Source organism: Paucibacter sp. DJ2R-2, from assembly GCF_025717675.1.
GTDB lineage: Bacteria > Pseudomonadota > Gammaproteobacteria > Burkholderiales > Burkholderiaceae_C > Paucibacter_A.
In genome coordinates, this window is the sequence record NZ_JAJIRT010000001.1 from 1,358,868 (window position 1) to 1,382,868 (window position 24,001).

The window sequence follows — 24,001 nt, forward strand, 5'->3', positions numbered from 1 at the left end:
CAGAAGATAGGTTACCAGCTGCTCTCACCTAAGAAGTGAATGCGCGTCGGTAGCAACTGCATCCTGCAAGAAAAAAGCCCGCACAAAGGCGGGCCCTACAGAAATTGCGCGCGCAGAGCGGCAAAGTCAAACGTCGATATTCCCCGCCCGGAGCGCATTCGTCTCAATGAAATCGCGGCGCGGCTCCACGTCGTCGCCCATCAGCATGGTGAACACGCGGTCGGCTTCGATGGCGTCGTCGATCTGCACTCGCAGCAGGCGGCGGACGTTGGGGTCCATCGTCGTTTCCCAGAGCTGCTCGGGGTTCATTTCGCCCAGACCCTTGTAACGCTGACGGCCGACGGAGTTCTCGGCTTGCTGCATCAGCCAGGCCATGGCGGCGCGGAAGTCGCTGACCTTGCTTTCCTTGGCCTTTTCGCCATCGCCCTTGCGCACGGTGGCGCCTTCGGCCATCAAGGCCTTGAAGGAGGTGCCGGCGGTGCTGAGCACTTCGTAGTCGGCGCTGTGCACGAAGTCGGCATTGATGATGCTGGAGCGGGTGTTGCCGTGTTGCTTGCGGCTGATGCGCAGCAGGTGCTTGTCGCTGCGTTCGTCGTACTCGCTGCTGACTTCGGCCTGGTGCAGGGCGGCCTGCATGGCGGCGGCGGCGGCTTCCGAGGCTTCCTTGCTGTCGAGGTTGATGGCCAGGCCACCGGACAGCACGCGCAGCGCTTCAAAGTCCATCCAGTTGGACAGGCGGGTGATCACGCTTTCGGCGGCCACGTACTGGCGGGCAAGGGTTTCCAGGGCCTCGCCGCTGAGCACCTGGTCACCGATGCCGGTGTGCAGGTGGGCGTCTTGCATGGCGATCTTGAGCAGGAAGCCGTCGAGCTCGTGGCCGTCCTTCAGGTACTGCTCATGCTTGCCGACCTTGACCTTGTAGAGCGGCGGCTGGGCGATGTAGATGTGGCCGCGCTCGCAGAGCTCGGGCATCTGGCGGTAGAAGAAGGTCAGCAGCAAGGTGCGGATGTGGGCGCCGTCCACGTCCGCGTCGGTCATGATGATGATGCGGTGGTAGCGGAGCTTGTCGGGGTTGAAGTCGTCACTGCCGGCGCCGCGGCCGATGCCTGTGCCCAGTGCGGTGATCAGCGTCAGGATTTCGTTGCTGGTGAGCAGCTTTTCATAACGCGCTTTCTCGACGTTCAGGATCTTGCCGCGCAGCGGCAGGATGGCCTGGAACTTGCGATCACGCCCTTGCTTGGCGGAGCCACCGGCGGAGTCACCCTCCACGATGTAGATCTCGCACAGGGCGGGGTCTTTTTCCTGGCAGTCGGCCAGCTTGCCGGGCAGGCCCAGGCCGTCGAGCACGCCCTTGCGGCGGGTCATTTCGCGGGCCTTGCGGGCGGCTTCGCGGGCGCGGGCGGCGTCGAGGATCTTGCCGCAGATCATCTTGGCGTCGATCGGGTTCTCGAGCAGGAAGTCGGTCAGCAGGCGGCTGACGATGTCTTCCACCGGGGCGCGCACTTCGCTGGAGACCAGCTTGTCCTTGGTCTGCGAGCTGAACTTGGGCTCGGGCACCTTGACGCTCACCACGCAGGCCAGGCCTTCGCGCATGTCGTCACCGGCCACTTCGACTTTGGCTTTCTTGGCCAGGTCGTTGTCGGCGATGTATTTGTTGAGCACCCGGGTCATGGCGGCGCGCAGGCCAGTCAGGTGGGTGCCGCCGTCGCGCTGCGGGATGTTGTTGGTGAAGCAGAGCACGTTTTCGTTGTAGCTCTCGTTCCACTGCATGGAGACTTCGACGCCGACATTGGTGCCGTTCTCGCTGATCTTGTCGCCCTGGGCGTGGAAGATGGTCGGGTGCAGGGTGTTCTTGCCCTTGTTGATGAACTCAACGAAACCCTTCACGCCGCCGGCATAGGCGAAGTTGTCTTCCTTGTTGTTGCGCTCGTCGACCAGGCGAATCTTGACGCCGTTGTTCAGGAAGCTGAGTTCCCGCAGGCGCTTGGCCAGGATGTCGTAGTGGAACTCGTTGTTGGTCTGGAAGATTTCGGTGTCGGGCACGAAGTGGACTTCGGTGCCGCGCTTGTCGGTGTCGCCGACGATCTTCATGGGGCTGACTTCGAAGCCTTCGCGCATTTCCAGCACGCGGTCTTGCGGCACGCCTTGCTTGAACTCCAGCTGGTGGATCTTGCCCTCGCGGCGCACGGTCAGGCGCAGGCTCTTGGACAGGCCGTTGACGCAGGACACGCCCACGCCGTGCAGGCCGCCCGAGACCTTGTAGCTGTTCTGGTTGAACTTGCCGCCGGCGTGCAGCTCGGTCAGTGCAATTTCGGCGGCACTGCGCTTGGGCTCGTGCTTGTCGTCCATCTTGACGTCGGTGGGGATGCCCCGGCCGTTGTCGCTGACGCTGATGGAGTTGTCGGTGTGGATGGTGACGACGATGTCGTCGCAATGGCCGGCCAGGGATTCGTCGATGGAGTTGTCCACCACTTCGAAGACCAGGTGGTGCAGGCCGGTGCCGTCGGAGGTGTCACCGATGTACATGCCGGGGCGCTTGCGCACGGCTTCCAGGCCTTCGAGGATCTGGATGGAATCGGCGCCGTAGACCGCGCCAGAGCTCACGTCCGCATCGGCGGCAGCCTGCTGCTTGTCGGTCAGGCCTTCGGGGTTTGTTTCGTTGCTCGGCACATCACTCATCGGGAACTCTCTCTCTCACTCACGGGGCAAAAATACCGCCCCTTAAAAGCACTGAAGCGGGCTGGGCTTCTGAAGCCCACGCCCGCTGTTGGTTTTCTTGCTGTGGCCTAGATCCGCATGGGCATCACGACGTACTTGAAGCCGGTCTGCTCGGGGATGGTGATCAGGGCGCTGGCGGAGCTGTCGTTCAGGTCGATGCTGACCATGTCTTGGCTCATGTTCTGCAGCGCGTCCATCAGGTAGGTCACGTTGAAGCCGGTTTCGATCAGGTCGCCGCCGTAATCGATTTCGATTTCTTCCTTGGCTTCCTCTTGCTCGGCGTTGCTGGAGGCGATGCTCAGCAGGCCCGGCTCGAAGGACAGGCGCACGGCCTTGAACTTCTCGCTGGTCAGGATGGCGGCGCGCTGCAGGCTGGACAGCAGTTGCAGGCGGCCCAGGGTGACGTTGAACTTGTGGTTCTTGGGGATGACGCGGTTGTAGTCGGGGAACTTGCCCTCGACCAGCTTGGTCACGAACTCCATGCCCGAGAAACTGAACTTGGCCTGGTTGCCGGCGAAGCGCATTTCGATCGGGGCTTCTTCGCCCTCGCCACCCTTGTCGGCCTTGGCGCCGTCTTTCAGCAAGCGCATCAGCTCCAGCACGGTCTTGCGTGGCAGGATGACTTCTTGCTTGGGAATTTCCGTTTCCAGCTCGGCCTGGGCCAGGGCGAGGCGGTGGCCGTCGGTGGCGACCAGGGTCAGGTTCTTGCCTTCGGCGACGAACAGGATGCCGTTCAGGTAGTAACGGATGTCATGCACGGCCATGGAGAAGTGCACCTGGTTGATCAGGTGCTTGAGCGTCTTCTGCGGCACGGCGAAAGCGGGGCCGAAGTCGGCCGCTTCCTGGACCAGGGGGAAGTCGTCGGACGGCAAGGTCTGCAGGGTGAAACGGCTTTTGCCGCCTTGCAGGGTCAGCTTGGAGCCATTGGCTGTCAGCGAGACGGTCTGGTCCGCGGGCATGGAGCGCAGGATGTCGATCAGCTTGCGGGCGCCGACCGTGGTGCTGAAGTCGCCGGCGTCGCCGCCGAGTTCGGCCGAGGTGCGGACCTGGATCTCCAGGTCGGAGGTGGTCAGCTCCAGCTGGCCGCCGGTCTTGCGGATCAGCACATTGGCGAGGATGGGCAGGGTGTGGCGCCGCTCCACAATGCCGGCGACCGCCTGCAGGGCGCTCAGCACCTTGTCCTGGGTGGCTTTCAACACAATCATGTCAACCTCGCTCTGTCGCTTGTTTGCTTACTTGCTTGCTTATTTGTTCGTACGTCGGTCTGTTCAGCGGCGCTGAGATCAAACCCAAGTCCACTGGCACGCTTCATTCAGACCGCGCGCGCGGAAACAACCCGCATTTTGACCCAGGAATGGGGTGTTTCCCGGGGGTGGGAACCCTGTCTTTGCACAGTGGGCGCACCGGGAGGGGCTGGGCCCTGAAGAGCTGGCCGCTCCCGGCGGTTTTTCAACCCTTCAAGGTCTGCTCGAGCACGTGGAGCTGCTGGTTCAGCTCGGTGTTCTTCTGGCGCTCGCCGCCGATCTTGCGCACGGCGTGCAGCACGGTGGTGTGGTCGCGGCCGCCGAAGAGCTCGCCGATCTCGGGCAGGCTCTTCTGCGTGAGCTCCTTGGCCAGGTACATGGCAATCTGGCGCGGCCGGGCGATGCTGGCCGGGCGCTTCTTGCTGTACATATCGGCGATCTTGATCTTGTAGAAGTCGGCCACGGTCTTCTGGATGTTCTCCACCGAGATCTGCCGGTTCTGGATCGAGAGCAGGTCTTTCAGCGCCTCGCGCGCCAGCTGGATGTTGATTTCCTTGTGGCTGAAGCGGCTGTAGGCCAGCACCTTGCGCAGGGCGCCTTCCAGCTCGCGCACATTGGCGCGGACGTTCTTGGCGATGAAGAAGGCCACGTCCTCGGGCATGGGCGTGGCTTCAGCCTCGGCCTTCTTGATCAGGATGGCGACGCGCATTTCCAGCTCGGGCGGCTCGATGGCCACCGTCAGGCCGGCGTCGAAGCGGCTGGTCAAGCGCTCATCGATATCGGCCAGACCCTTGGGGTAGGTGTCGCTGGTCATGATGATGTGGGCGCGCTTGGCCAGCAGGGCCTCGAAGGCGTTGAAGAACTCCTCCTGCGTGCGCTCCTTGCCGGCGAAGAACTGCACATCGTCGATCAGCAACAGGTCGAGCGAGTGGTACTTGGCCTTGAGCTCGTCAAAAGTCTTGCGCTGGTAATTCTTCACCACGTCGGAGATGAACTGCTCGGCGTGCAAATACAGCACGCGCGCATCGGGCTTGTCCTTGAGCAAGGCATTGCCCACGGCGTGGATCAGATGGGTCTTGCCCAGGCCGACGCCGCCGTAGATGAACAGCGGGTTGTACATGGCACCCGGAGCGCCGGCCACATGCAGGGCGGCGGTGCGCGCCATCTGGTTGGCGCGGCCGGGCACGAGGTTGTCAAAGGTCAGCGCGCTGTTGATGCGGTGGCGGCTGGCGCTCGGCGGCAGGTTGGCAGCCGGCATGGCCGCCTGCTGTGCCTGGGCGGGCGACGCGCCGGCCGCGGCGCTGCGGGAGTCAGGGCGCGGGTCGGCCGGGTGGGAAACCGGGCGCAGGCCGTTGTGCAGCACCTGGCCGACCGAGATGGCCGGGCTGGACGGCGAGCTCAAAGTGGCCGGGCGGCCCATGGGTGCCATCGGTTCGCGGGCGGCCAGGGCCAGCTCCAGGCGGGCGGGCTTGCCAGCGAGTTCGCTGAGGATGGATTCGATGCGGCCGGCGTACTGGTTGCGGATCCAGTCCAGCTTGAAGCGGTTGGGCACCCGCAGGGAGACGACCAGGCCTTCGGAACCCGCGCCATCGGCCACCACGGCGGGCGGCAAGGGGCGGATCCAGGTGTTGAATTGTTGCTCGGGCAACTCGGCGGCCAGCCTCTCGCAGCCGCGTTGCCAGAGGTCGAACCCCTGGTCAAAGCCCTGCTCCGGCACCGGCTGCGGGCTCATGCCCTCAGCGCCAAACATGTCTGCGCTCATTGTGGAAAACTTGTTCTAGAGCGGCCAGATTGTACGGGTTCAAGGCCGCCGGATCCAAGGTTATCCACAGATTTTTCGGCGCGGTCAATCCCCGGTAAACCCCGCTGGCAAATGCCCGGGCATTGACCGCGGCCGCATTCTTTGGTGTAATCGCGGGTTTTCCGGACGCTGCGGACCTTGGGTCGGGTGTTTGGTGCACAGGTGGGCACATTCCTTGGGCCTGCTGCCTTGGCGAGCGGCATTGCATAAATGCCAGCCACAGCAGCGGATCCGAAAACCGTGAGCCCATACCCGGCGCCAGGCAATCATCCTTGCGACAATGGCTGACTTCGGCTTTGGCCGAACTTGGCAATGAACGCAGCATCGAATTTCTGCCACCGGCGGCGCGACTTGTACACAGGTCCGCTGGCGGCACAGGGTTTCGATGTTGCCAACGCATGAGCGGCGCCCCGGCGCGGCACACATCAGTGGCTGTTGGTGAAAGAGCTGTAACCCGCCGGGCGATCCATCGCCTTGCAGAGCACCAGCCCTGAACCAGCCGACGCTTGAGGTGCAATCCGCAACTCGTTTTGCACCCGGCGATTGATCGCCAACCACAGCTAAAGCGTCATCCGACGACCTTAGACCTTCTCAAGAGGCCTCCATCATGAAACGTACTTACCAAGCATCCAAGACCCGTCGCGCCCGCACCCATGGCTTCCTGGTCCGCATGAAGACCCGCGGTGGCCGTGCCGTCATCGCCGCGCGCCGCGCCAAGGGCCGCAAGCGTCTGGCTGTCTAATTCAGGTTCTTTCTTCCTGAATCATGATCGGCCGCATCGTGCGATCGGCCGACTTTGAACGCGTGCTGGGTCGCCCCAGCCGCGTGCGCAGCAGTCACTTCGCCGTGCACCATCTGTCGGCCTCGCCGAGCCTGCCTGCCAAGGTCTTATCCACCGCTGCAGGCAAGTTATCAACAGGCAATGCACAAGAAGCCCACAGCCCTGTGGATGAAGCACTGCCGGACGGCCAGTGGTTGGGGGTCATCGTGCCCAAACGCCATGCCCGCCGCTCCGTCACGCGCTCCCTGCTGAAGCGCCAAATCCGCGCCGCCTTTGCCGACCAGCCGCTTTTGCCGCCGGGTCTGTGGGTGGTGCGTTTGCGCACGCCTTTTGATCGCAAGCAGTTCCCCAGCGCCGCCTCCGATGCGCTGCGTGCTGCTGCGCATGCCGAACTCGCCCAGTTGCTGAACCGCCTGTTGCCACGCAACACGCCGGCTCAGCCCTGAGCGGCTGCCGCATTCCTGCCAGCCGCCATGGCCCACGACCCCGCCGCCCCTTCGATTGCGCAGCGCGCTTTGGTCGGCCTGGTGCGTGGCTACCGCCTGCTGCTGAGCCCCTGGCTGGGCAGCGCCTGCCGTTTCGAGCCGACCTGTTCGGTCTACTCGATCGAGGCCTTGCAGCGCCATGGCGCCGCCGCCGGCAGCTATCTGACCCTGCACCGTCTGTTGCGCTGCCACCCTTTGTGTGCCGGCGGTCATGACGCTGTGCCTGACAATCCGCCTGCGCTGTTCAGCCGACTCGGGCTGTGCGCGCCGAATTCGCCTTCCCCTTCCCCCCGCAATTCCACCCAATCAGAAGCCTCCTCATGACTGATATTCGCCGCACCGTCCTGTGGGTGGTGTTCACCATGTCCCTCGTCCTGCTCTGGGACGGCTGGCAAAAGCACAACGGACATCCGTCGATGTTCAGCCCGCCGGCCGCCAAGCCGGTGGCCGCCGCCGGTTCCGCCGCGCAGCCGGGTGTGCCCGCTGCCGCGGGCCTGGCCGTTGGCGCCACGGCCGTGCCGGGTGCGCCCGTCGCCACCCGCAGCGAGAAGCTGAACATCAGCACCGATGTCATGACCATCACCCTGGACACCCAGGGCGGTGATGTCACCCATGTCGAGCTGCCCAAGTACCTGGCTTCGCCCGAGCCCGGCCTGTTCGACCCGCTGCTGCAAGCCGTGGGCCTGAAGGACAAGCCCAAGGTCGAGCCCAAGCCCATCGTGTTGATGGACGCAGCTGCGCAAAGCTACAAGGCCCAGACCGGCCTGGTCGGCACGCGCGGCGAACAGCTGCCCACGCACAACACGCTGATGACGGTGACCACACCTGAGCGCAAGCTGGCCGATGGCGCCAACGAGCTGCTGGTGCGCCTGGAGTCGGCCGAAGTCGGCGGCGTCGTCTATGTGAAGACCTACAGCTTCAAGCGCGGCGACTACGTCATCGGCGTCAAGCACGAGGTCATCAACAAGGGCGCGGCCCCGCTGACCCCGCAGGTCTATGTGCAGCTGGTGCGCGACGGCGTGGCCGGCCCTGGCGGTACCGCCTTCACCGGCACCTTCACCGGCCCGGCGATCTACAACGACAAGAACAAGTTCCAGAAGTTCGAGTTCAAGGACATCGAGAAGGGCAAGACCGACCACGACAAGACCGCCAATGACGGTTGGGTGGCCATGGTCCAGCATTACTTCGCCAGCGCCTGGCTGCACAACGAAGCCGTGCCGCGCGAGTTCTTCGTCAACAAGGTCAAGGGCGCCGCTCCCGAGCAGTACGCCGTCGGCATGGTCTTCACCCTGCCCCAGCTGGCACCGGGCGCCACCGCCACCAAGCTGGACCAGCTGTTTGTCGGCCCGCAGGAAGAAAACAAGCTCGCCGCTCTGGCCCCGGGCCTGGAGCTGGTGAAGGACTACGGCATCTTCGCCATCCTGGCCAAGCCCCTGTTCTGGCTGCTGGAAAAGCTGCACTCCATCCTGGGCAACTGGGGCTGGGCCATCATCGCCCTGGTGGTGCTGCTGAAGATCGCCTTCTACTGGCTCAATGCCAGCGCCTACAAGAGCATGGCGAAGATGAAGGCTGTCGGCCCCAAGATTCAGGAAATGCGCGAGCGCCTGAAGGACAAGCCGCAGCAGATGCAGCAGGAGATGATGAAGATCTACCGCGAGGAGAAGGTCAACCCCATCGGCGGTTGCCTGCCCATCTTCTTGCAGATGCCCTTCTTCATGGGCCTGTACTGGGTGCTGCTGTCCACCGTGGAAATGCGTGGCGCGCCCTGGCTGGGCTGGATCACCGACCTCTCGGTCAAGGACCCCTACTTCATCCTGCCCCTGCTGATGACGGCCTCCAGCCTGTTCCAGGTCTGGCTGAACCCGACGCCGCCGGACCCGATGCAGGCCAAGATGATGTGGATCATGCCGCTGGCCTTCAGCTTCATGTTCTTCATCTTCCCCTCGGGCCTGGTGCTGTACTGGCTGGTGAACAACATCCTGTCGATCGCCCAGCAGTGGTACATCAACAAGAAACTGGGCGTGCAAAACTAGGTCTGCTCCAGCCCCTCGCAAGTGCCCGGCACTTGCAATAGTTCACGAAGCCCCCAGCTACCCCATAGCTGGGGGCTTTTTTCTTGAGCGAGATAAGCCTCCAATCCGATCATGCGGGGCAGAGTTTCATCGCCGCCTCCGGACGATGGACCCAGGCCCGAGATCCAGGCTCACGCGAGCGCTGGGCCCCGGCCTCCCCCGCGCCACATACTGAAGACTTGACGCCGACGTTGCACAAAGCAACGCCGGCGTCTTCGCTTGGTACAGGCCACCGATAATTCAGCATGCTCTCCCGCCACCACGACCCCATTGCCGCCATCGCCACCGCACCCGGTCGAGGCGCCGTCGGCATCGTTCGGGTCTCGTCCCCGCAAGACCTGACCCCCTTGGTGGCTGCTGTCTGCGGCAAGGCCCTGAAGGCGCGCGAGGCCACATACCTGCCTTTTCGCGACGCGGCCGGTGCGGCCATCGACCAAGGCCTGGCCCTGCTGTTCCCGGCGCCGCATTCCTACACCGGCGAGCATGTGCTGGAACTGCAGGCCCACGGCGGCCCGGTGGTGCTGCAACTCTTGCTGGCGCGCTGCCTGGAAGCGGGGCGCGAACAGGGCTTGGCCCTGCGCCTGGCCGAACCGGGTGAGTTCACCCAGCGCGCCTTCCTCAACGGCAAGCTGGACCTGGCCCAGGCCGAGGCCGTCAGCGACCTGATCGACGCCAGCACCGAGGCCGCGGCCCGCAGCGCCAGCCGGGCGCTGGGCGGCGCGCTCTCGGGAGAGGTGGGCGAGCTGTGCGACGCCCTGATCAAGCTGCGCATGCTGGTCGAGGCGACCCTGGACTTCCCCGAAGAAGAGATTGATTTCCTGCAGCAAGCCGACGCACTCGGCCGCCTGAGCCGCCTGCAGCAGCGCCTGGACGCCGTGCTGGACCGTACTCGCCAGGGCGCCTTGCTGCGCGAGGGCATCAAGGTGGTGCTGGCCGGCCAGCCCAATGTGGGCAAGAGCTCGCTGCTGAACGCCCTGGCCGGCGCCGAGCTGGCCATCGTCACGCCCATCCCGGGCACCACGCGCGACAAGGTCAGCCAGACCATACAGATCGAAGGCGTGCCCCTGCACATCAGCGACACCGCCGGTCTGCGCGACACCGAGGACGAGGTCGAACGCATCGGCGTGGCGCGCAGCTGGGAGGCGATTGCCGATGCCGACGTCATCCTCTTCCTGCACGACCTGACCCGCGTCGGCCAGGCCGACTACGAGGGTGAAGACCGTTTGATTTCAGCCCGTCTGGCTAACGTGTCAGCCGAGCGCATCCTGCAAGTGTTCAACAAGAGCGATGCGCCGAATGCCGCGCCGGTGCCCGAGGGTGCGCTGAGCCTGTCCGCCAAGTCCGGCGCCGGCCTGCAAGCCCTGCGCCAGCGCCTGCTGCAGCAGGTGGGCTGGCAAGCCACGCCCGAAGGCCTCTACATCGCCCGCGAGCGTCATGTGCAGGCCCTGCGCCGCACACGGGAACACCTGGACATGGCCCAGGCCGTGGCCCACCAGCAGCCGCCGGCGCTGGACCTGCTGGCCGAAGAACTGCGCCTCGCCCACGACGCCCTGGGTGAAATCACCGGGGCCTTTTCGGCGGACGACTTGCTCGGCGAGATCTTCAGCAAATTCTGCATCGGAAAGTAGAGTCAATTCCAGGATCGTCCACCGGCATTTGGCCAGTACGTTTCCATTCGGTACATCGAGCTCTTGGCCAAAGCTGGTGTCGAACCGTCCATAGGCAGCAAGAGTGATAACTACGGCAATGCGCTGTCAGCGACGATCAACGGGCTCTACATAGCCGAATTGATTCACCGTCGCGCGCCCTGGAAAACAAAGGAAGCTGTAAAACTGGCCACGCTGGCATGTGTGGCCTGGTTCAACAACTATCGGCTACATCCCGCCTGCAGAGGCTGAGGCAAACGACTACCGGCAACTCACCATTCGAGCTCCGCCCGTGACAGTCTGAATTAGACCGAACCGCCTCAACGAATCCATGGGCGATTCAGCAAGTGCACCGCTTGGAAAAATTGAATCGCGACGAAACCCATCTCGACTGTAAGTTCTAACGCACTCGACGCCAATTGCCGCAAATCTGCTTCGCGAAACGGCAGAATTGTTGACACGGGTCTGTCCGACTGGCCGGTTGCGACTCTCCGTTCCCCCTAGAATCATTAGGGCCAAATTCTTGGCCAGGTGCTTTCTCCCTTTTCAATCAATCATTGGAGTATCCATGCAGGTGTCAGCAGGAAAATCAATCAGTGCCTTGGTCGGTTGCTTGGCACTCTGCCTAGCGCAACAGGCAATTGCGGCGCCGTACTGGACAACTTTCGGTGGAACCAACATCGGCACCATCGATAGCACGACCGGGGTTGGAACCGTCGTCGGACCGACCGGCCATGCCGGGACCTACGGTGTTGCCGAAGACCCGACAAGCAATATCCTATATGCCACCTACGGTACCACCCTGGCCACAGTCAATAAGTCGACCGGGGCTCTGACGACTGTGGGGAATATGGGGATCTCGATTTTTGGTATCACGTTTGATGCTTCCGGGGCACTTTGGACGGTCTCCACGGGTACCGGCCTGTACACCGTCAACAAGGCGTCTGGCGCAGTGACGCTGGTCGGGAACGGCACGCCTGCGGGCGGTTGGATGGACATCGCATTCAGCGGCGGCGGCGTGCTTTATGGCGTGGATGGGCCGCGCCTTTATACGATCAATACCGGCACTGGCGCCAGCACGCTGGTCGCCACATTTTCTGGCCCTTGTACTGATGTCATGAGCATCGGTTTTGACACGGGGGGAACTCTTTACGGCGCTGACTACTCCGCCGGTAAGTTCTGCAGCATCAATCCAGGAACGGCGGTCACGACCCTGATTGGCCCCACGGGCGTGGCCAATCCCCACGGTGGCGACTTTGGTACTCCGGCCCCGGTTCCGGCCCCCACCTTGGGGGAGTGGGCAAAGATTGCCTTTGCCGGCTTGCTGCTGGCGGTTGGCATCGGCGCCATCCGCCGCCGGCAGGCTTAAGTCGCAACCTCTCACCTGAAGCGGGTTGGAGCAGGAATCGGCCCCTCATGGGGGCCGTTTTTTTTGCATGGTCTCATTCACATGTGCCGGCTTTCTGGAAAGCGCTGTCATCCATCGCGGATGGTTCAGCTTGCTTGAAACCGCCGGTGGTGCTGAAGCCTTATGACCAAGCGGGCAAGTTGCCGGCGGCACAGGGCGGCCCACACGACGATGGGCCCGATGAACGGGATGACCAAGACGCCTAGATAGGCCAAGTAGCCACTCAGGTAATACTGCCACGCCGGGTAGGCTTCGATCGCGAGGCGAAAGGGCGGCGGCATGGCGGTGTCATCGACAAAACTGGGCGTGGTTCCCGTCATGACCGCCAACTGATGCCAGGCCCAGCCTGTGATCGAGAGCCAGGAGATGGCCAGCAGCAAGACAATGCCCAGGACGCCCCGGCGCCAGTGCCCGGGCGATGTGGCAGCGAGCAATGTGATGAGCAGTGGCAGGCCGACCACCATGCGCCTGAGTGCCTGGCCGCTCAAACGAAGGGTAACCAAATCGGCCGGTGCTCCTTCCCGTGCCCAACCGGTATGCAAGACCCAGTCTCCCATGGCCTTACCGCCCACCCGCACCACGCCATGGGTAAATAGGCCGGGCCAGAAGATGTCTGACGTGTTGATCATCAACTCCATCACGTAGGGGAGCATCCACTGCCAGAGCAGGAATACCGGCACTATAAGCAACAGTATTCGAGTCAGAATCCCAGCAGGTGTGCGGCGACGTAGCCAGTTGTTCATCGCGTCAATGGCCCCGTGGTATTTGGCGCAGCCACAGGATGAAAACCACAAGTCCGTCAATCATGATGAGAACGTCCCAGGCATATAGATGAGCCCAGTTGAACCATTCCGTTGAGTATTGACCGAGATAGTACAGACTGATCACGCGAACAATATTGAGCCCCATGATCGCCACGGTACCCAGCAGCAGCCCGAGTGCCTTGTAAGCCAACTTGGCCGGAAAAGCCAGAATGGCCGAGAACAGCAGAATCAGGCCTTCCAGCCCACTGCATCCGTTCGACACCCTGATCGAGAAGCCGCCAGGATACTGAATGACATTTGAATGGACCTGGGCCACGCCACCGAAAGCAAGAATCAGCTTTGCGCACACCCAGGTAATTCCCTCAGTAAGCGGGGCGACAACGTTGGTGTCAACCCAAGGCACTATTTCGATAGCAAAACCGGCAAGTGCCAGCAATGCAAAAATTCCAAGGAATCGCAAGGTTGAGACCTTCTGGCGCCCCTTGGCGACATAGTCGGCGGCATTTTTCAAGGCAGGGCCGTTTCAGAGAATGAATGCGCACAGCATACCGGTTGACGCGGACAAATTTGAACCGCGCTTCGGGCTAATTCAAGCGAACCGGAAGTGGGTGCCGTCGCAGTCCAGGCAACGGCTGCTGTGTCGAAGTGTCGCCTGGCGATCACTGAGATATCCGCTCTGGCCGGAACGCCATGCTCAGAAAAGAAGTGACGGTGCCCGTACAGCGTGGGCTTCGCCTTCTCACCTGTGTTTGTAGAGCACACCCTTCTTGCCCATGAGCTTTTTCTACTCTTGTCGCTCGCCATGCGCTGATTCCAATTTGGGCTGAAGCACCATAACGCTGCTCGCATAGCCCGGCCAATATGAATTCAGTGAATCAAGATGTCGTTCCGCAGCTTCCGGGTAGCGCGATCGCGGTGGTGCTCAGCATCGCCCAGCATAAAAACACCTTTGGCCACAAGCTTGCGCGAAGCACGAAGAGCCCACCGCAATGGAACACTTAACTCGGGCACGACAAAGTAGTCGGTCCTCTTCGGCTCCTTCAATACTCGGTTGATCAACCCATTGAATGCGACATGTCGACTAGGAGCCTCGTCAAACCTGGGGCGGTTCAGAGAGCCCTATGCCCTGAATCGTGACGACGTCCTTAAGTCGGTCAAATTCGCGTTTCCGCGCGTCGATTGGGATGCGGCATACCGAGAGTTCAAAGCTGCCTGAGGGGAGAGCGCCCAAGGAAATGCCGCAATATCGCCGGCTAGAGCGTCGGTCTCAAGCGCGTACAAGCCGCATGCCCAAGCCAACTCGAGCTGACGATCCCGAAAAGGCACCGGGAGCCTGCGTGAATCCAAATTTGAGTCCAAGTCAGTAGCAGTCGGTTAGAAAGCCATATGAAGACGGGGTTTGAAGGCAAATTGCCACATTCTGTATATGCAAGTGAGCGCCGCCCGCTCACTTCATGAGCGCAGGCAGCCAGAGCGAGATCGCCGGCACAAAGGTCACCAGCGCCAGCGTGGCCAGCAAGGCGCCGTAGAAGGGCCAGATCGAGCGCATGACCTGGCCGACCGAGATCCCGCCGATGGCGCAACCGACGAACTGGGTGCTGCCGACCGGGGGCGTGTTGAGGCCCAGGGCGCAGTTGATCAGCATCAGGATGCCGAACTGCAGCGGGTCCATGCCGTACTGCTGGCAGATGGGCAGAAAGATCGGCGTGCAGATCAGGATGGTGGCCGCCATGTCCAGGAAGGTGCCGAGCACGAAGAGCAGCAGGTTGACCATCAGAAAGATCACCCAGGGGTTCTGGCTGACGCTCTGCATCAGCTCCCCGGTGCGCTGCGGCACCTCGTACAAGGCCATGAAGTAGCCGAAGGCCGAGGAGATGCCGATCAGCAGCAACACCACACCGGTGGTCTTGCAGGCCTTGGCACAGGCCTTGAGGAAGTTCTGCCAGCTCAGTGAGCGGTAGACGAAGACCGTCACCCCCAGGGCCCAGAACACCGCCGTGGCGGCCGACTCGGTGGCGGTGAAGACCCCGCTGAGGATGCCGGCCAGGATGATCACCACCACCAGCAGGCCCGGCAGGGCGCCGACAAAAGCGCGGCCCACCGCCGCCCAGCCCGGGAAGGCGCCATGTGTGGGATAGCCACGCCGCACCGCCACACCGTAGGCTGCGGCCAAATTGGCCAGAGTCAGCAACAAGGCCGGAATCAGCGCCGCCAGGATCAGGCCGAAGACACTGACCGAGGCGATGCCGGAGGCGGCCAGCACGAAGATGATGAGGTTGTGCGAGGTTGGCATCAGGGCGCCGACCAGGGCCGCATGCGTGGTCACATTGACCGCGTAGTCAGCGTGGTAGCCCTCTTTCTTCATCAGCGGAATCATCACCGAGCCCATGGCCGAGACATCGGCCAGCGGAGAGCCCGCCACGCCTCCGAACAAGGTGCAGCCCAGCACATTGCTCATGCCCAAACCGCCGCGCACATGGCCGATCAGGCTGTTGGCGAAGCGCACGATGCGGTCGGCAATACCGCCGTAGAGCATCAGCTCGCCGGCGAACACGAAGAAGGGAATGGCCAGGAAGGAGAAGACCTGCATGCCTCCGACCATCTTCTGAAAGACCAGGGCCAGCGGCAGATCGGCCGCCAGCATGGTGGCCACCGAGGACAGGCCGATGGCAAAAGCCACCGGCACGCCCAGCAGCAGCAAGAGGGCAAAGCTCAGTCCCAGAACCCAGAGTTCCATCGCATCAAATCCTTGTGAATCAAAAAGGGGGGGCAGGCTTCGCCAGGCGTCGCGCTGCGCTGGGTTCAGTACCAGGACGGGCGTACCGCCTCACCGCGCCAGAGCGCACGCATGTGCTCCAGCGAGAACAGCACGATGAGCACGCCGGCGATCAGCAGCGGCAGGTAGTCCAGGCCCTCGGGCACGCCCAGCATGGGCTTGGGCTCGCTCCACTTCAGCTGCGTCCAGACCCAGCCCGACTGCGCCATCAGCGCACCAAAGCCCGCCACCAAGGCATGGACCAACAGCTCCAGGCGCAAGCGCCAGCGCTCGGGCAGAAGCACCAGCAAAGACTCCAGGCCGATGTGGCCGGCATCGCGCACGCCCACGGCCACGCCGAAGGCCGTGACATAGAGCACCAGCAGCATGGCCAGGCCCTCGGTCCAAGTGGGCGTGTCGTTGAAGACATAACGGCCCAGCACCTGGGCTTGCACACACAGCAGCACCGCGATCAGGCAGACCACGGCGGCCACCAGCGCCAGCTTGGACAGGGCGGCACACATGCGCGTGAATGCGGGGACGTTCACGGTGTCTCCTGCAGGGTCTTGACCAGGCGCTGCAGCTCCGGCGTGTTCATGAAGCGGGCGTAGACCGGCGGCATCACAGCCTGGAAGGCGCTCTTGTCCACGTCGACGATCTGCGCGCCGCCGGCTTTCACCAAGGCCAGCGATTTCGCCTCCTGCTCGTCCCAGCGCAGGCGCTGGAAGGCGACCGATTCCTTGGCCGCGGCGCGGATCAGCTGCTGGTCGGCGGGCGGCAGGCCGTCGTAGACCTTTTTGCTCATCAGCAGCAGCTCGGGCGCCATGGAGTGCTCGGTGCGGGAGTAGAACTTGACCGCCTCGAAATGCTTGAAGCCTTCAAACGAGGGCAGGTTGTTCTCGGCTGCATCGACCAGGCCGGTCTTGAGCCCGGTGTAGACCTCGCCCACCGGCATGGGCGTGGCATTGGCGCCCAGGGCCGCGGCCACCGCCACCCAGAGGTCCGACTGCGGCACGCGGATCTTCAAGCCCTTGGCATCGGCCGGGGTCTTGATCGGCTTGCGGGCATAAATGGAGCGGGCGCCGCTGTCGTAAAAGGCCAGGCCGATGAAACCCTGCGGCTCGCAGGCGCGCAGGATCTCCTCGCCGGCCGGGCCGTCCAGCGCACGGCGCATCTGCGCGACCGAGCGGAACAAGAAGGGCATGGTCGGCACCTGGGTCTGCGGGCAGATGGCGTTCATGGGGCTGATGTGCACGCGGGTCAGCTCAAGCGCGCCGATCTTGAGCTGGTCGATGGTTTCCTTCTCGGTGCCCAGCGCGCCCTTGTTGAAAACCTTGAGCTTGATGCGCCCGGCGCTGCGCTGCTCCAGCAGCTCGCCCATGCGTTTGAGCGCCAGCACGGTCGGGTACTCATTGCTGTTGTGCACATCGGCGGCGCGCAGAGTCAGGGCCTGGGCGGCCGGCTGGGTCAGCGCCAGGGCCAGCAAGGCGGCGGCGGGCAGGATCTTGAAGCGGGGGCAAAACATAGGGGGCGTCTCCGGGCGAGTGAGGGAGGGTCTGCCCCGGCACGCGCGCGGCCGCAGCCTTGGCGCATCAGGGTCAGCCCTTGTTTCGAAATTCGTTCGCTCGCAAATAGAATAACGAAACAGCGTTCCAAATCACTAAGGGATTCCATGAGGGTAGCTTCAACAAAGCAGGTGGCGGTGCTCGGTGAATGCATGCTGGAGCTGGTCGGCCCGGCCTTTGGCGCGCTGCAACAAGGCTTTGGCGGCGACACCCTGAACACGGCCGTCTATCTGGCGCGCTGTGCTGCGGACCCAGGCCAGAACGAGGCCGAGGCCGCCGCGCCTTACACCGTGCACTACGCCACCGGCCTGGGCGAGGACGGCCTCAGCCGTGGCCTGATGGAGCGCTGGGCGGCCGAGGGCCTGGCCCTGGATCTGGTGCGCCAGATCCCCGGCCGCATGCCAGGGCTTTACATGATCGAGGTCGATGCGCGCGGCGAGCGCAGCTTCAACTACTGGCGCGACACCAGCGCAGCCAAGGCTTACTTTGAGGGCGAGTGCACACCTTTAGAGGACCAGACCGCCGACTGGGACTTGTTTTACCTGAGCGGCATCAGTCTGGCCATCCTGCCGCCGGCCGGGCGCGAGCGCGTGTTTTCCTTGATGGAAACGCTGCGGGCGCGAGGCGCCATGGTGGTGTTCGACAACAACTACCGGCCGCGGCTCTGGGCCAGCCGCGCCGAGGCGCAGGCCGTCTTCCGCCGCGCCCTGGACCTGGCCAGCGTGGGCCTGATCACCGCCGACGACCACCAGGCCCTGTTCGAACTGCCCAGCCTGGCCGAGGCGGTGGCCGCCGCGCAAGACCTGGCCCCGCGCGAGCTGCTGATCAAGCGCGGCGCCGACCCCACCTTGGTGCGCGCGCCCGAAGCCGGCGCCCCGGACTGGCAGGCAGCCGCCACCGAGCGCGTCGAGCGCGTGGTCGACACCACCGCGGCCGGCGACTCCTTTGCCGGCGGCTACCTGAGCCAGCGCCTGCGTGGCCGCCCGGCGCTGGAATCGGCCCGCTTCGGCAACCGCCTGGCCGCGCGCGTGATCCAGCACCGCGGTGCCTTGATCGAGCCGGCCCTGATGGCCGATCTGCTGCAGCCCCACGCATGAGCCGCACCATGCGTCGTCGCCACCTGCTCGCCAGCGTCTGCCTGCTGGCCTTGTCTTTCAGCGCCAGCGCCGAGGGCCCACCAACGCCCCAGCTGGACCCTGCCGGCATCAGCGTGCAAGGCTGGGCCACCGGCACCGTGGGCGGCCGCGGCGGGCGCATCCTTCGGGTCAGCAACCTCAACGAATCCGGCCCCGGCTCGCTGCGCGAAGCGCTGGAGGCCGAGGGGCCGCGCATCGTGGTGTTTGAGGTCGGCGGCGTCATCGACCTGGCCGGCCAGACGATCAACATCCGCCACCCCTACCTCACCATCGCCGGCCAGACCGCCCCCAAGCCCGGCATCACCGTGATCAAGGGCGAGACCAATATCGCCACCCACCAGGTGATCGTCCAGCACCTGATGTTCCGGCCCGGCGAGTTCGGCCGCGCCAAGAAAAGCGGCGCCGACCAGGACGGCATCTCCACCCAGGGCGCGGCTCACCACGTCATCGTCGACCACTGCAGCCTGTCCTGGGCCACGGACGAAAACCTGTCGGTCGGCGGCCCGCGTTTCGAGGGCGCCACGCCCGAGGACTGGCGCCGCAACACCTCGCACGCCATCACCTACAGCCACAACCTGATCTACGAAGGCCTGGGCTATTCGGTGCACGAGAAAGGCGAGCATTCCAAGGGCAGCCTGGTGCACGACAACGCCAGCGGCATCCTGCTCTACGCCAATCTCTACGCCTCCAACCGCGAGCGCAATGCCTTGTTCAAAGGCGGCGTGCAGGCGGCCATGGTCAACAACCTGATCTACAACCCCGGCAACAAGGCGGTGCACTACAACCTGGTCGCGCACGAGTGGGCCCCCCACCCCTGGCAGACCGGCCGCATCAGCCTGATCGGCAACGCCTACCGTCAGGGCCCGGACACGCGGCCCAACACGCCCTTGTTCGCCCTCGGCGGCCACGGCGATGTGGCGCTGTTCCTGCACGACAACCTGGCGGTGGACGAGTACGGCGCCGCCGTGGCCCAGACCGGCATCTACAGCGCCGGCCAGGCGCGCATCCTGCAACTGCAAGCGCCCGAGCTGCCCGCCGACCTGCCGCTGAGCCGCATCCTGCCGGCACGGCGCCTGGAGGCGGAGCTACCCCTGGCCGTGGGCGCCCGGCCCTGGGACCGCGACCCGGTTGATTTCAAGCTGCTGTCCGATGTGGCCGAAGGCCGCGGTCAGATCATCGACAGCGAGCTGCAAAACGCCAGCGGCTACCCGCGCTACGCGCCCAGCAAGCAGGCGTTTCAGCCCGAGGCCTGGAATCTCGACGACATGAGCCCGCGCGCCGGCTGGGCCTCGCTGTTCCGCCGCGGGCGCTGAATCGGGTTGAAGCTCACGAGGCCTGAGCGGCCTCCGGCGGGCGGCGCCAGAGCCGCCACAGCGTCCAGCTGTTGGTCAGGGCGATGGTGGCTTCGAGCAAGCTGCCGCCCACCGAGCCCACCGCCAGGTTGTTGACCAGCCACAGCAAGGTGCCCAGCAGCATCAGCAGGCGCATGCGTAGCCCGCTCAAGAAAAACAGCGCCGTCGTGCCGATGCAGGAAGCCGCAATCGGCAGCAGCGACAGCCAGCCCTGCTGCAGCCACAGGCCCAGGCCGGCGCTCAGGCCGATGAAGCCCAGGCCCACCCAGGGCGAGCGGCTGCGCAGCGAGGCCAGCGAGCGGCCCAGCGATACCAGGCTGCTGGCAACAGCGGTAGATTGGCCGAGCAGCCAGAAGTGCAGCACATAGGCGAAACACTCCAGGGCCATGAAGACCTTGAAGCGGCGATCGTCGGTCTGCGCAAAACAGGCCACGCCGCAGGCGAAGGCGACATAACCAAAAATCTGCGCAGCAGAAAAATACGCGGGGTCCAGCATGCGGTCAGCGCGCGGCCTGGCAGGGGCAGGCTCGGGCGGAGCTTCAGCTGTAGAAAGCTTCCACCGTGCCCTTGAGCTTGATCATCACCGGGTTGCCCTTGCGGTCCACGGTGCGGCCGGCCGGCACCTTGACCCAGCCTTCGCTGATGCAGTACTCGGCCACATCGAAGCGCTCCTTGCCGTTCAGGCGGATGCCGATGTCGTGCTGAAACACGGCGGCATCGTGGTGCGGGCTGCGCGGGTCGATGGACAGATGGTCGGGAATGGCGGGGCGGTCGGTGGGGGCGGCGGTGTCGGTCATGGCGGCAGCAATCGTCAAAAAAACAAAAGGCCCCGGGCGGGGCTGGATACCGGCATTTTCCGCGATTTGGCGCTGCCCGCTCAGGCCGGGGCCACCATCATTTCGCTCAAGCCCTCGGCCAGGGCCTCGAACACCCGCTTGCAGGCCAGGCTTTGGCGCAGGTCCTCGTGCATGGCCAGCCAGGTTTCCAGCGGCAGGCTGAGCTGCTCGGGCAGCACGCGCTCCAGACCCGGGCTGCGCCGCGCCAGGGCGACCTGGCAGACGCCGATGCCAGCGCCGGCGCGCAGCAAGGCCAGCTGGGCCAGATCGCTGTCGCTGCGCAGTGCAAAGGCCTCGCGGCGCCAGCTCGGGAAGCCCTGGCGGGCGGCACGGATGAAGGGCGTTTCCTGGTCATAGCCGACCAGGCGGTGCGTGGCCAGATCCTCCAGCGTGGCCGGGCGGCCGGCGCGGTCCAGGTAGTCGCTGCGGGCGAACAGCCCCAGCTCCAACGTGCCCAGGCGGCGCGCGATCAGCTGCTCCTGCGTGGGCGCGGTCATGCGCACGGCGATGTCGGCCTCGCGCTGCAGCAGGTCCTGCATGCGGTTGCTGAGCACCAGCTCGATCACCAGGCCGGGCTCCTCCTGCGCCAGCCGGGCCAGGATGGCCGGCAACACTTCCACCCCCATGACCTCGCTGGCCGTCACCCGCACCACGCCGCGCAGATGGCCCTGGGCGCCGAGCTGGCGTTCCTGGGCCAAACGCTGCAGCGACGCCGCCTGGTGGGCCATGGCCTCGGCGCCTTCTCGCAAGGTCAGCGCCGCCTCGGTGGGCATGAGGCCTTGCTGCGAGCGGGTGAATAGCGGCAGGCCCAGGGCCTGCTCCAGCGCTTCGATATGCCGGCCCACCGTGGGCTGGGCCAGGCCCAGGGCGCGCGCGGCGCCCGATTGCGAGCCCTCCTGCAAGACGCCGAGGAAGGTGCGGTACAGCTCCCAGCCGATGTCCTTGCCGGGCTTGCTGCTGCTGATGCTGCTGTCGAGGTCTTTGTTCTTGGAGTCCATGCAGAACTGTATAGCCGCTGGCACATCGTCGGCAGTTCCGCGCGCAGCCCGGGCGGCCGAGACTGGCGGCCATGAACAGCGCACACCCACCCACCTCCGTCACTCCCTTCACAAACACCGGCACGGCCCTGGTCCTGGGCGCCAGCGGCGGCATCGGCGGCGAAGTCGCTCGCCAGTTGCTGGCCGCCGGCTGGCGGGTGCGCGGCCTCAAGCGCGAGCCGCCCAGCGCGGCCCAGGCCCGCAGCGGCATCGCCTGGCAGCGCGGCGATGCGCTGGACGGCGCAGCCGTGCGCCAGGCCGCCCAGGGCTGCCAGCTGATCGTGCATGCCGTCAACCCGCCCGGCTACCTTCGCTGGGCCGAGCTGGTGCTGCCCATGCTGGAGCACAGCATCGCTGCGGCGCGCGAGCAGGGCGCCTGCCTGCTGCTGCCGGGCACGGTCTACAACTACGCGCCGGATGCGCCCATGCCGCTGCGCGAGGGCACGCCGCAGCAGCCGCCAAGCCGCAAAGGTGCCATCCGAGTAGAAATGGAGCGGCGCCTGCAAGCAGCTGCGAGCGAGGCTGCCGAGCGCCCCTGCCAGGTGCTGATCGTGCGCGCTGGCGATTTCTTCGGCCCGCAGCCGGGCAACAACTGGTTTTCGCAAGGCTTGATCCAGCCGGGCCGGCCGCCCTCGCGCGTGCTGCTGCCGGCCACGCCGGGCGTGGGCCACCAGTGGGCCTTTCTGCCCGATGTGGCGCGCACCATGGTGGCCCTGGTGCAGCGGCGCGCTGAGCTGCCGGCTTTTGCAAGCTTTCACATGGCCGGCCACTGGGATGCCGACGGGCGTCAGATGGGCGAGGCCATCCAGCGCGTGATGGCACAGCACGGCCTGCCGCAGCCGCGGCTGCGCGCCTTTCCCTGGTGGCTGATGCGTCTGCTCGCGCCGTTCAAGGCCACGCTGCGCGAGATGCAGGAGATGCGCTACCTCTGGCGCCAGCCCCTGCGCATGGACAACGCCCGGCTGCGCGCCGTGCTCGGCGAGGAGCCGCACACGCCACTCGACGACGCAGTGGCGCAGAGTCTGCGCGGCCTGGGCTGCCTAGCCCTTGCCGCGTCTGTGGCGTCTCAATCGGCGGCGGCTGGACCAAGGGCATAGGGCGAGCTGATTCGAATTTCCCTTGCGACTCACTGGGAGGGCTTCGCTGCATCCGACCGAGATGCGCTAGCAGGCCGCTCGGACAGACGATGAGCCCAACTCTCATAGGCCTGGAGTGCACCCCGAGGCGAGGTCACGAACCAGGCGTAGCCATTGCGACGCTCGGGGCTGATTCCAGCCACATCGTCGTGCAGAGACTTGTCGCGGTCTCCGAAGACCGGTTTCAAGGTCCGGGCATCGTAGTAGCGAGCCCAAAGATGGCGAGCGCCGGGATGCCGACGAAGACCGCGCACCGTCGTGCCGGCAGGTCGATCCCAGACCTGATCGAAGATTTCCAACTCTCGCAAGGTCTGGACCGCCGCCTCCACAGCCGCAACGGTGTCGGCATCGGGATAGGGCAGGCGCATCAGGTAGATCAGGACGCTGGCGCTTTCGGAGCTGCTCAGCGCGGGCGGCTCATAGTTGCGCGCCGAGACGGGCAGCAAACTGAGTCCGTCGTGCTGCTGCGCCCACAACAGACGGCGCCCATCCACGCGCACCTGCAGCTCGACCAGCAGGCGGCTGGCGCGCTGCTGCGCCACCGCAGCCCGGCTTCGCAAGTCCGGTGGCACGAAGTCGAAAGGGCTGAGTGCGGCGGCGACATCCCCGAGCAGGCTGGCGACGCCCACCATCGCGTCATCGTTGAGGGTGATGGCATCGTGATAGCCGCCCTGCAGAGGCCAGACCTGCGGCCAGCCGCCATTCGGAAACTGGGCGCTCAACAGGTACTGCAGGCCTTTGATGGACGCAGCTCGATAAGCCGCAGACGCCGTTGCGGGCAAAGCTGCCTGCACCCGCGCCAAGAAACGGATTTCCGTCAGAGTCGCGTCGTTGTCGATGGTGCCGACATAACTCCATTCATGCTCATGCTGCGCGTCAAAATCACCCGCCTGCGCAAAAGCCGACGCATTGCTGGCCACAAAGGCTTGGCCTGGCTGACGCGGCGGCTGGTCGCGCGGCTGATTCTTGCCCCAGCCGCCGGCGGGCGTCTGAAAGCTCACGATATTGTCTGCGACCCACAATGCCTCGGCGCTGGCATACCAGGCGGACGGGCGATCCAGCGGCATGCTGGCTTCGCTTTTGCCCGAGCCCGGCGGAGCGGGTATGGCGTGCCCCGCACTTCGTTCAGCAGCCAGGACTGCGCGGTCCGTCTGGCGCTGTCGGGCCGAGGCGGCCAAATAGTCGACCCAGGCTTGCCGAGCAGGCTCCGCCAAGCCAGCCACGCGCTCCTGGTTCAAGGGCGGAGCCGGTGGGTTGCTGCCAAT

The 24,001-nt window shown here is 64.8% G+C and carries 21 protein-coding genes and 1 pseudogene; 10 read left to right on the forward strand and 12 right to left on the reverse strand.

Translation table 11 applies throughout. The annotated features are described in order from the left end of the window. Nucleotides 1-126: 126 nt before the first annotated feature. The 3 genes from gyrB to dnaA all read right to left on the reverse strand — a co-directional run bounded on the left by gyrB (nucleotide 127) and on the right by dnaA (nucleotide 5,694). Nucleotides 127-2,679, reverse strand: coding sequence for a DNA topoisomerase (ATP-hydrolyzing) subunit B (gene gyrB / locus LNV28_RS05845; protein WP_263515989.1), 2,553 nt, complete (start codon nucleotides 2,677-2,679; stop codon nucleotides 127-129). Between the two features lie 107 nt (nucleotides 2,680-2,786). Next, nucleotides 2,787-3,923, reverse strand: a complete 1,137-nt coding sequence (gene dnaN, locus LNV28_RS05850) for a DNA polymerase III subunit beta (protein ID WP_263515988.1) — start codon at nucleotides 3,921-3,923, stop codon at nucleotides 2,787-2,789. 244 nt (nucleotides 3,924-4,167) lie between these two features. Further along, entirely contained in the window at nucleotides 4,168-5,694 is a 1,527-nt protein-coding gene (gene dnaA, locus LNV28_RS05855) for a chromosomal replication initiator protein DnaA (protein ID WP_263517123.1), read from the reverse strand. Nucleotides 5,695-6,370: 676 nt separating this feature from the next. Between dnaA and rpmH the strand changes: the two genes are divergently transcribed. The 7 genes and pseudogenes from rpmH (at nucleotide 6,371) to LNV28_RS05890 (ending at nucleotide 12,116) form a co-directional block, all read left to right on the forward strand. Continuing rightward, nucleotides 6,371-6,505, forward strand: a complete 135-nt coding sequence (gene rpmH / locus LNV28_RS05860; protein WP_054021782.1) for a 50S ribosomal protein L34 — start codon at nucleotides 6,371-6,373, stop codon at nucleotides 6,503-6,505. Nucleotides 6,506-6,528: 23 nt separating this feature from the next. Further along, complete coding sequence (locus tag LNV28_RS05865; protein ID WP_263515987.1) at nucleotides 6,529-6,990, forward strand: ribonuclease P protein component; 462 nt, start codon at nucleotides 6,529-6,531, stop codon at nucleotides 6,988-6,990. Nucleotides 6,991-7,044: 54 nt separating this feature from the next. Then, nucleotides 7,045-7,353, forward strand: a complete 309-nt coding sequence (yidD, locus tag LNV28_RS05870) for a membrane protein insertion efficiency factor YidD (RefSeq protein WP_263517122.1) — start codon at nucleotides 7,045-7,047, stop codon at nucleotides 7,351-7,353. Beyond that, nucleotides 7,350-9,062, forward strand: coding sequence for a membrane protein insertase YidC (gene yidC / locus LNV28_RS05875; RefSeq protein ID WP_263515986.1), 1,713 nt, complete (start codon nucleotides 7,350-7,352; stop codon nucleotides 9,060-9,062). Before yidD ends, yidC begins: the two co-directional genes overlap by 4 nt. 284 nt (nucleotides 9,063-9,346) lie before the next feature. After that, entirely contained in the window at nucleotides 9,347-10,729 is a 1,383-nt protein-coding gene (gene mnmE, locus LNV28_RS05880; protein WP_263515985.1) for a tRNA uridine-5-carboxymethylaminomethyl(34) synthesis GTPase MnmE, read from the forward strand. 33 nt (nucleotides 10,730-10,762) lie between these two features. Next, nucleotides 10,763-11,051, forward strand: a pseudogene (locus tag LNV28_RS05885) (IS3 family transposase); the annotation flags it as partial. A 264-nt stretch (nucleotides 11,052-11,315) separates the two neighbouring features. After that, nucleotides 11,316-12,116 carry an IPTL-CTERM sorting domain-containing protein gene (locus tag LNV28_RS05890; protein ID WP_263515984.1) on the forward strand — a complete coding sequence of 267 codons (801 nt, stop codon included), beginning with the start codon at nucleotides 11,316-11,318 and terminating at the stop codon, nucleotides 12,114-12,116. Between the two features lie 125 nt (nucleotides 12,117-12,241). Here the strand turns inward: LNV28_RS05890 and LNV28_RS05895 are convergent, their stop codons facing one another. From LNV28_RS05895 to LNV28_RS05915, 5 genes are all read right to left on the reverse strand, one after another. Then, the gene (locus LNV28_RS05895; RefSeq protein ID WP_263515983.1) at nucleotides 12,242-12,898 is read right to left on the reverse strand and encodes an exosortase H-associated membrane protein; all 657 of its coding nucleotides are present in this window, start codon (nucleotides 12,896-12,898) and stop codon (nucleotides 12,242-12,244) included. Nucleotides 12,899-12,902: 4 nt separating this feature from the next. Continuing rightward, the gene (gene xrtH, locus LNV28_RS05900; protein ID WP_263515982.1) at nucleotides 12,903-13,430 is read right to left on the reverse strand and encodes an exosortase H; all 528 of its coding nucleotides are present in this window, start codon (nucleotides 13,428-13,430) and stop codon (nucleotides 12,903-12,905) included. A gap of 936 nt (nucleotides 13,431-14,366) precedes the next feature. Next, nucleotides 14,367-15,656 (reverse strand): TRAP transporter large permease, encoded by a 1,290-nt coding sequence (locus LNV28_RS05905; protein WP_263515981.1) that lies wholly within the window; start codon nucleotides 15,654-15,656, stop codon nucleotides 14,367-14,369. 65 nt (nucleotides 15,657-15,721) lie between these two features. Then, on the reverse strand, nucleotides 15,722-16,198 hold the full coding sequence (locus LNV28_RS05910) for a TRAP transporter small permease (protein ID WP_263517121.1): 477 nt from the start codon (nucleotides 16,196-16,198) through the stop codon (nucleotides 15,722-15,724). Between the two features lie 20 nt (nucleotides 16,199-16,218). After that, entirely contained in the window at nucleotides 16,219-17,199 is a 981-nt protein-coding gene (locus tag LNV28_RS05915) for a TRAP transporter substrate-binding protein (RefSeq protein ID WP_263515980.1), read from the reverse strand. 147 nt (nucleotides 17,200-17,346) lie between these two features. On the opposite strand from LNV28_RS05915, the gene LNV28_RS05920 reads away from it, so the two are divergent. Together LNV28_RS05920 and LNV28_RS05925 are read left to right on the forward strand one after the other, a co-directional pair. Further along, entirely contained in the window at nucleotides 17,347-18,336 is a 990-nt protein-coding gene (locus LNV28_RS05920) for a sugar kinase (RefSeq protein WP_263515979.1), read from the forward strand. An 8-nt stretch (nucleotides 18,337-18,344) separates the two neighbouring features. Next, entirely contained in the window at nucleotides 18,345-19,688 is a 1,344-nt protein-coding gene (locus LNV28_RS05925) for a pectate lyase family protein (RefSeq protein WP_263568749.1), read from the forward strand. A 13-nt stretch (nucleotides 19,689-19,701) separates the two neighbouring features. Here LNV28_RS05925 and LNV28_RS05930 read toward each other — a convergent pair whose 3' ends face one another. The 3 genes from LNV28_RS05930 to LNV28_RS05940 form a co-directional block, all read right to left on the reverse strand. Continuing rightward, nucleotides 19,702-20,223, reverse strand: a complete 522-nt coding sequence (locus LNV28_RS05930) for a YgjV family protein (RefSeq protein ID WP_263515977.1) — start codon at nucleotides 20,221-20,223, stop codon at nucleotides 19,702-19,704. A gap of 43 nt (nucleotides 20,224-20,266) precedes the next feature. Continuing rightward, nucleotides 20,267-20,524, reverse strand: a complete 258-nt coding sequence (locus tag LNV28_RS05935) for a DUF3297 family protein (RefSeq protein WP_263515976.1) — start codon at nucleotides 20,522-20,524, stop codon at nucleotides 20,267-20,269. Nucleotides 20,525-20,604: 80 nt separating this feature from the next. Then, nucleotides 20,605-21,561, reverse strand: coding sequence for a LysR family transcriptional regulator (locus tag LNV28_RS05940; RefSeq protein WP_263515975.1), 957 nt, complete (start codon nucleotides 21,559-21,561; stop codon nucleotides 20,605-20,607). 71 nt (nucleotides 21,562-21,632) lie between these two features. Here LNV28_RS05940 and LNV28_RS05945 point away from each other — a divergent pair, with 71 nt between their 5' ends. Further along, nucleotides 21,633-22,697: an NAD-dependent epimerase/dehydratase family protein gene (locus LNV28_RS05945; RefSeq protein WP_263515974.1), complete on the forward strand. Its 1,065-nt coding sequence runs from the start codon at nucleotides 21,633-21,635 to the stop codon at nucleotides 22,695-22,697. Nucleotides 22,698-22,726: 29 nt separating this feature from the next. Here the strand turns inward: LNV28_RS05945 and pelA are convergent, their stop codons facing one another. Beyond that, entirely contained in the window at nucleotides 22,727-23,803 is a 1,077-nt protein-coding gene (gene pelA, locus LNV28_RS05950; RefSeq protein ID WP_263515973.1) for a pectate lyase, read from the reverse strand. Between the last annotated feature and the right edge of the window lie 198 nt (nucleotides 23,804-24,001).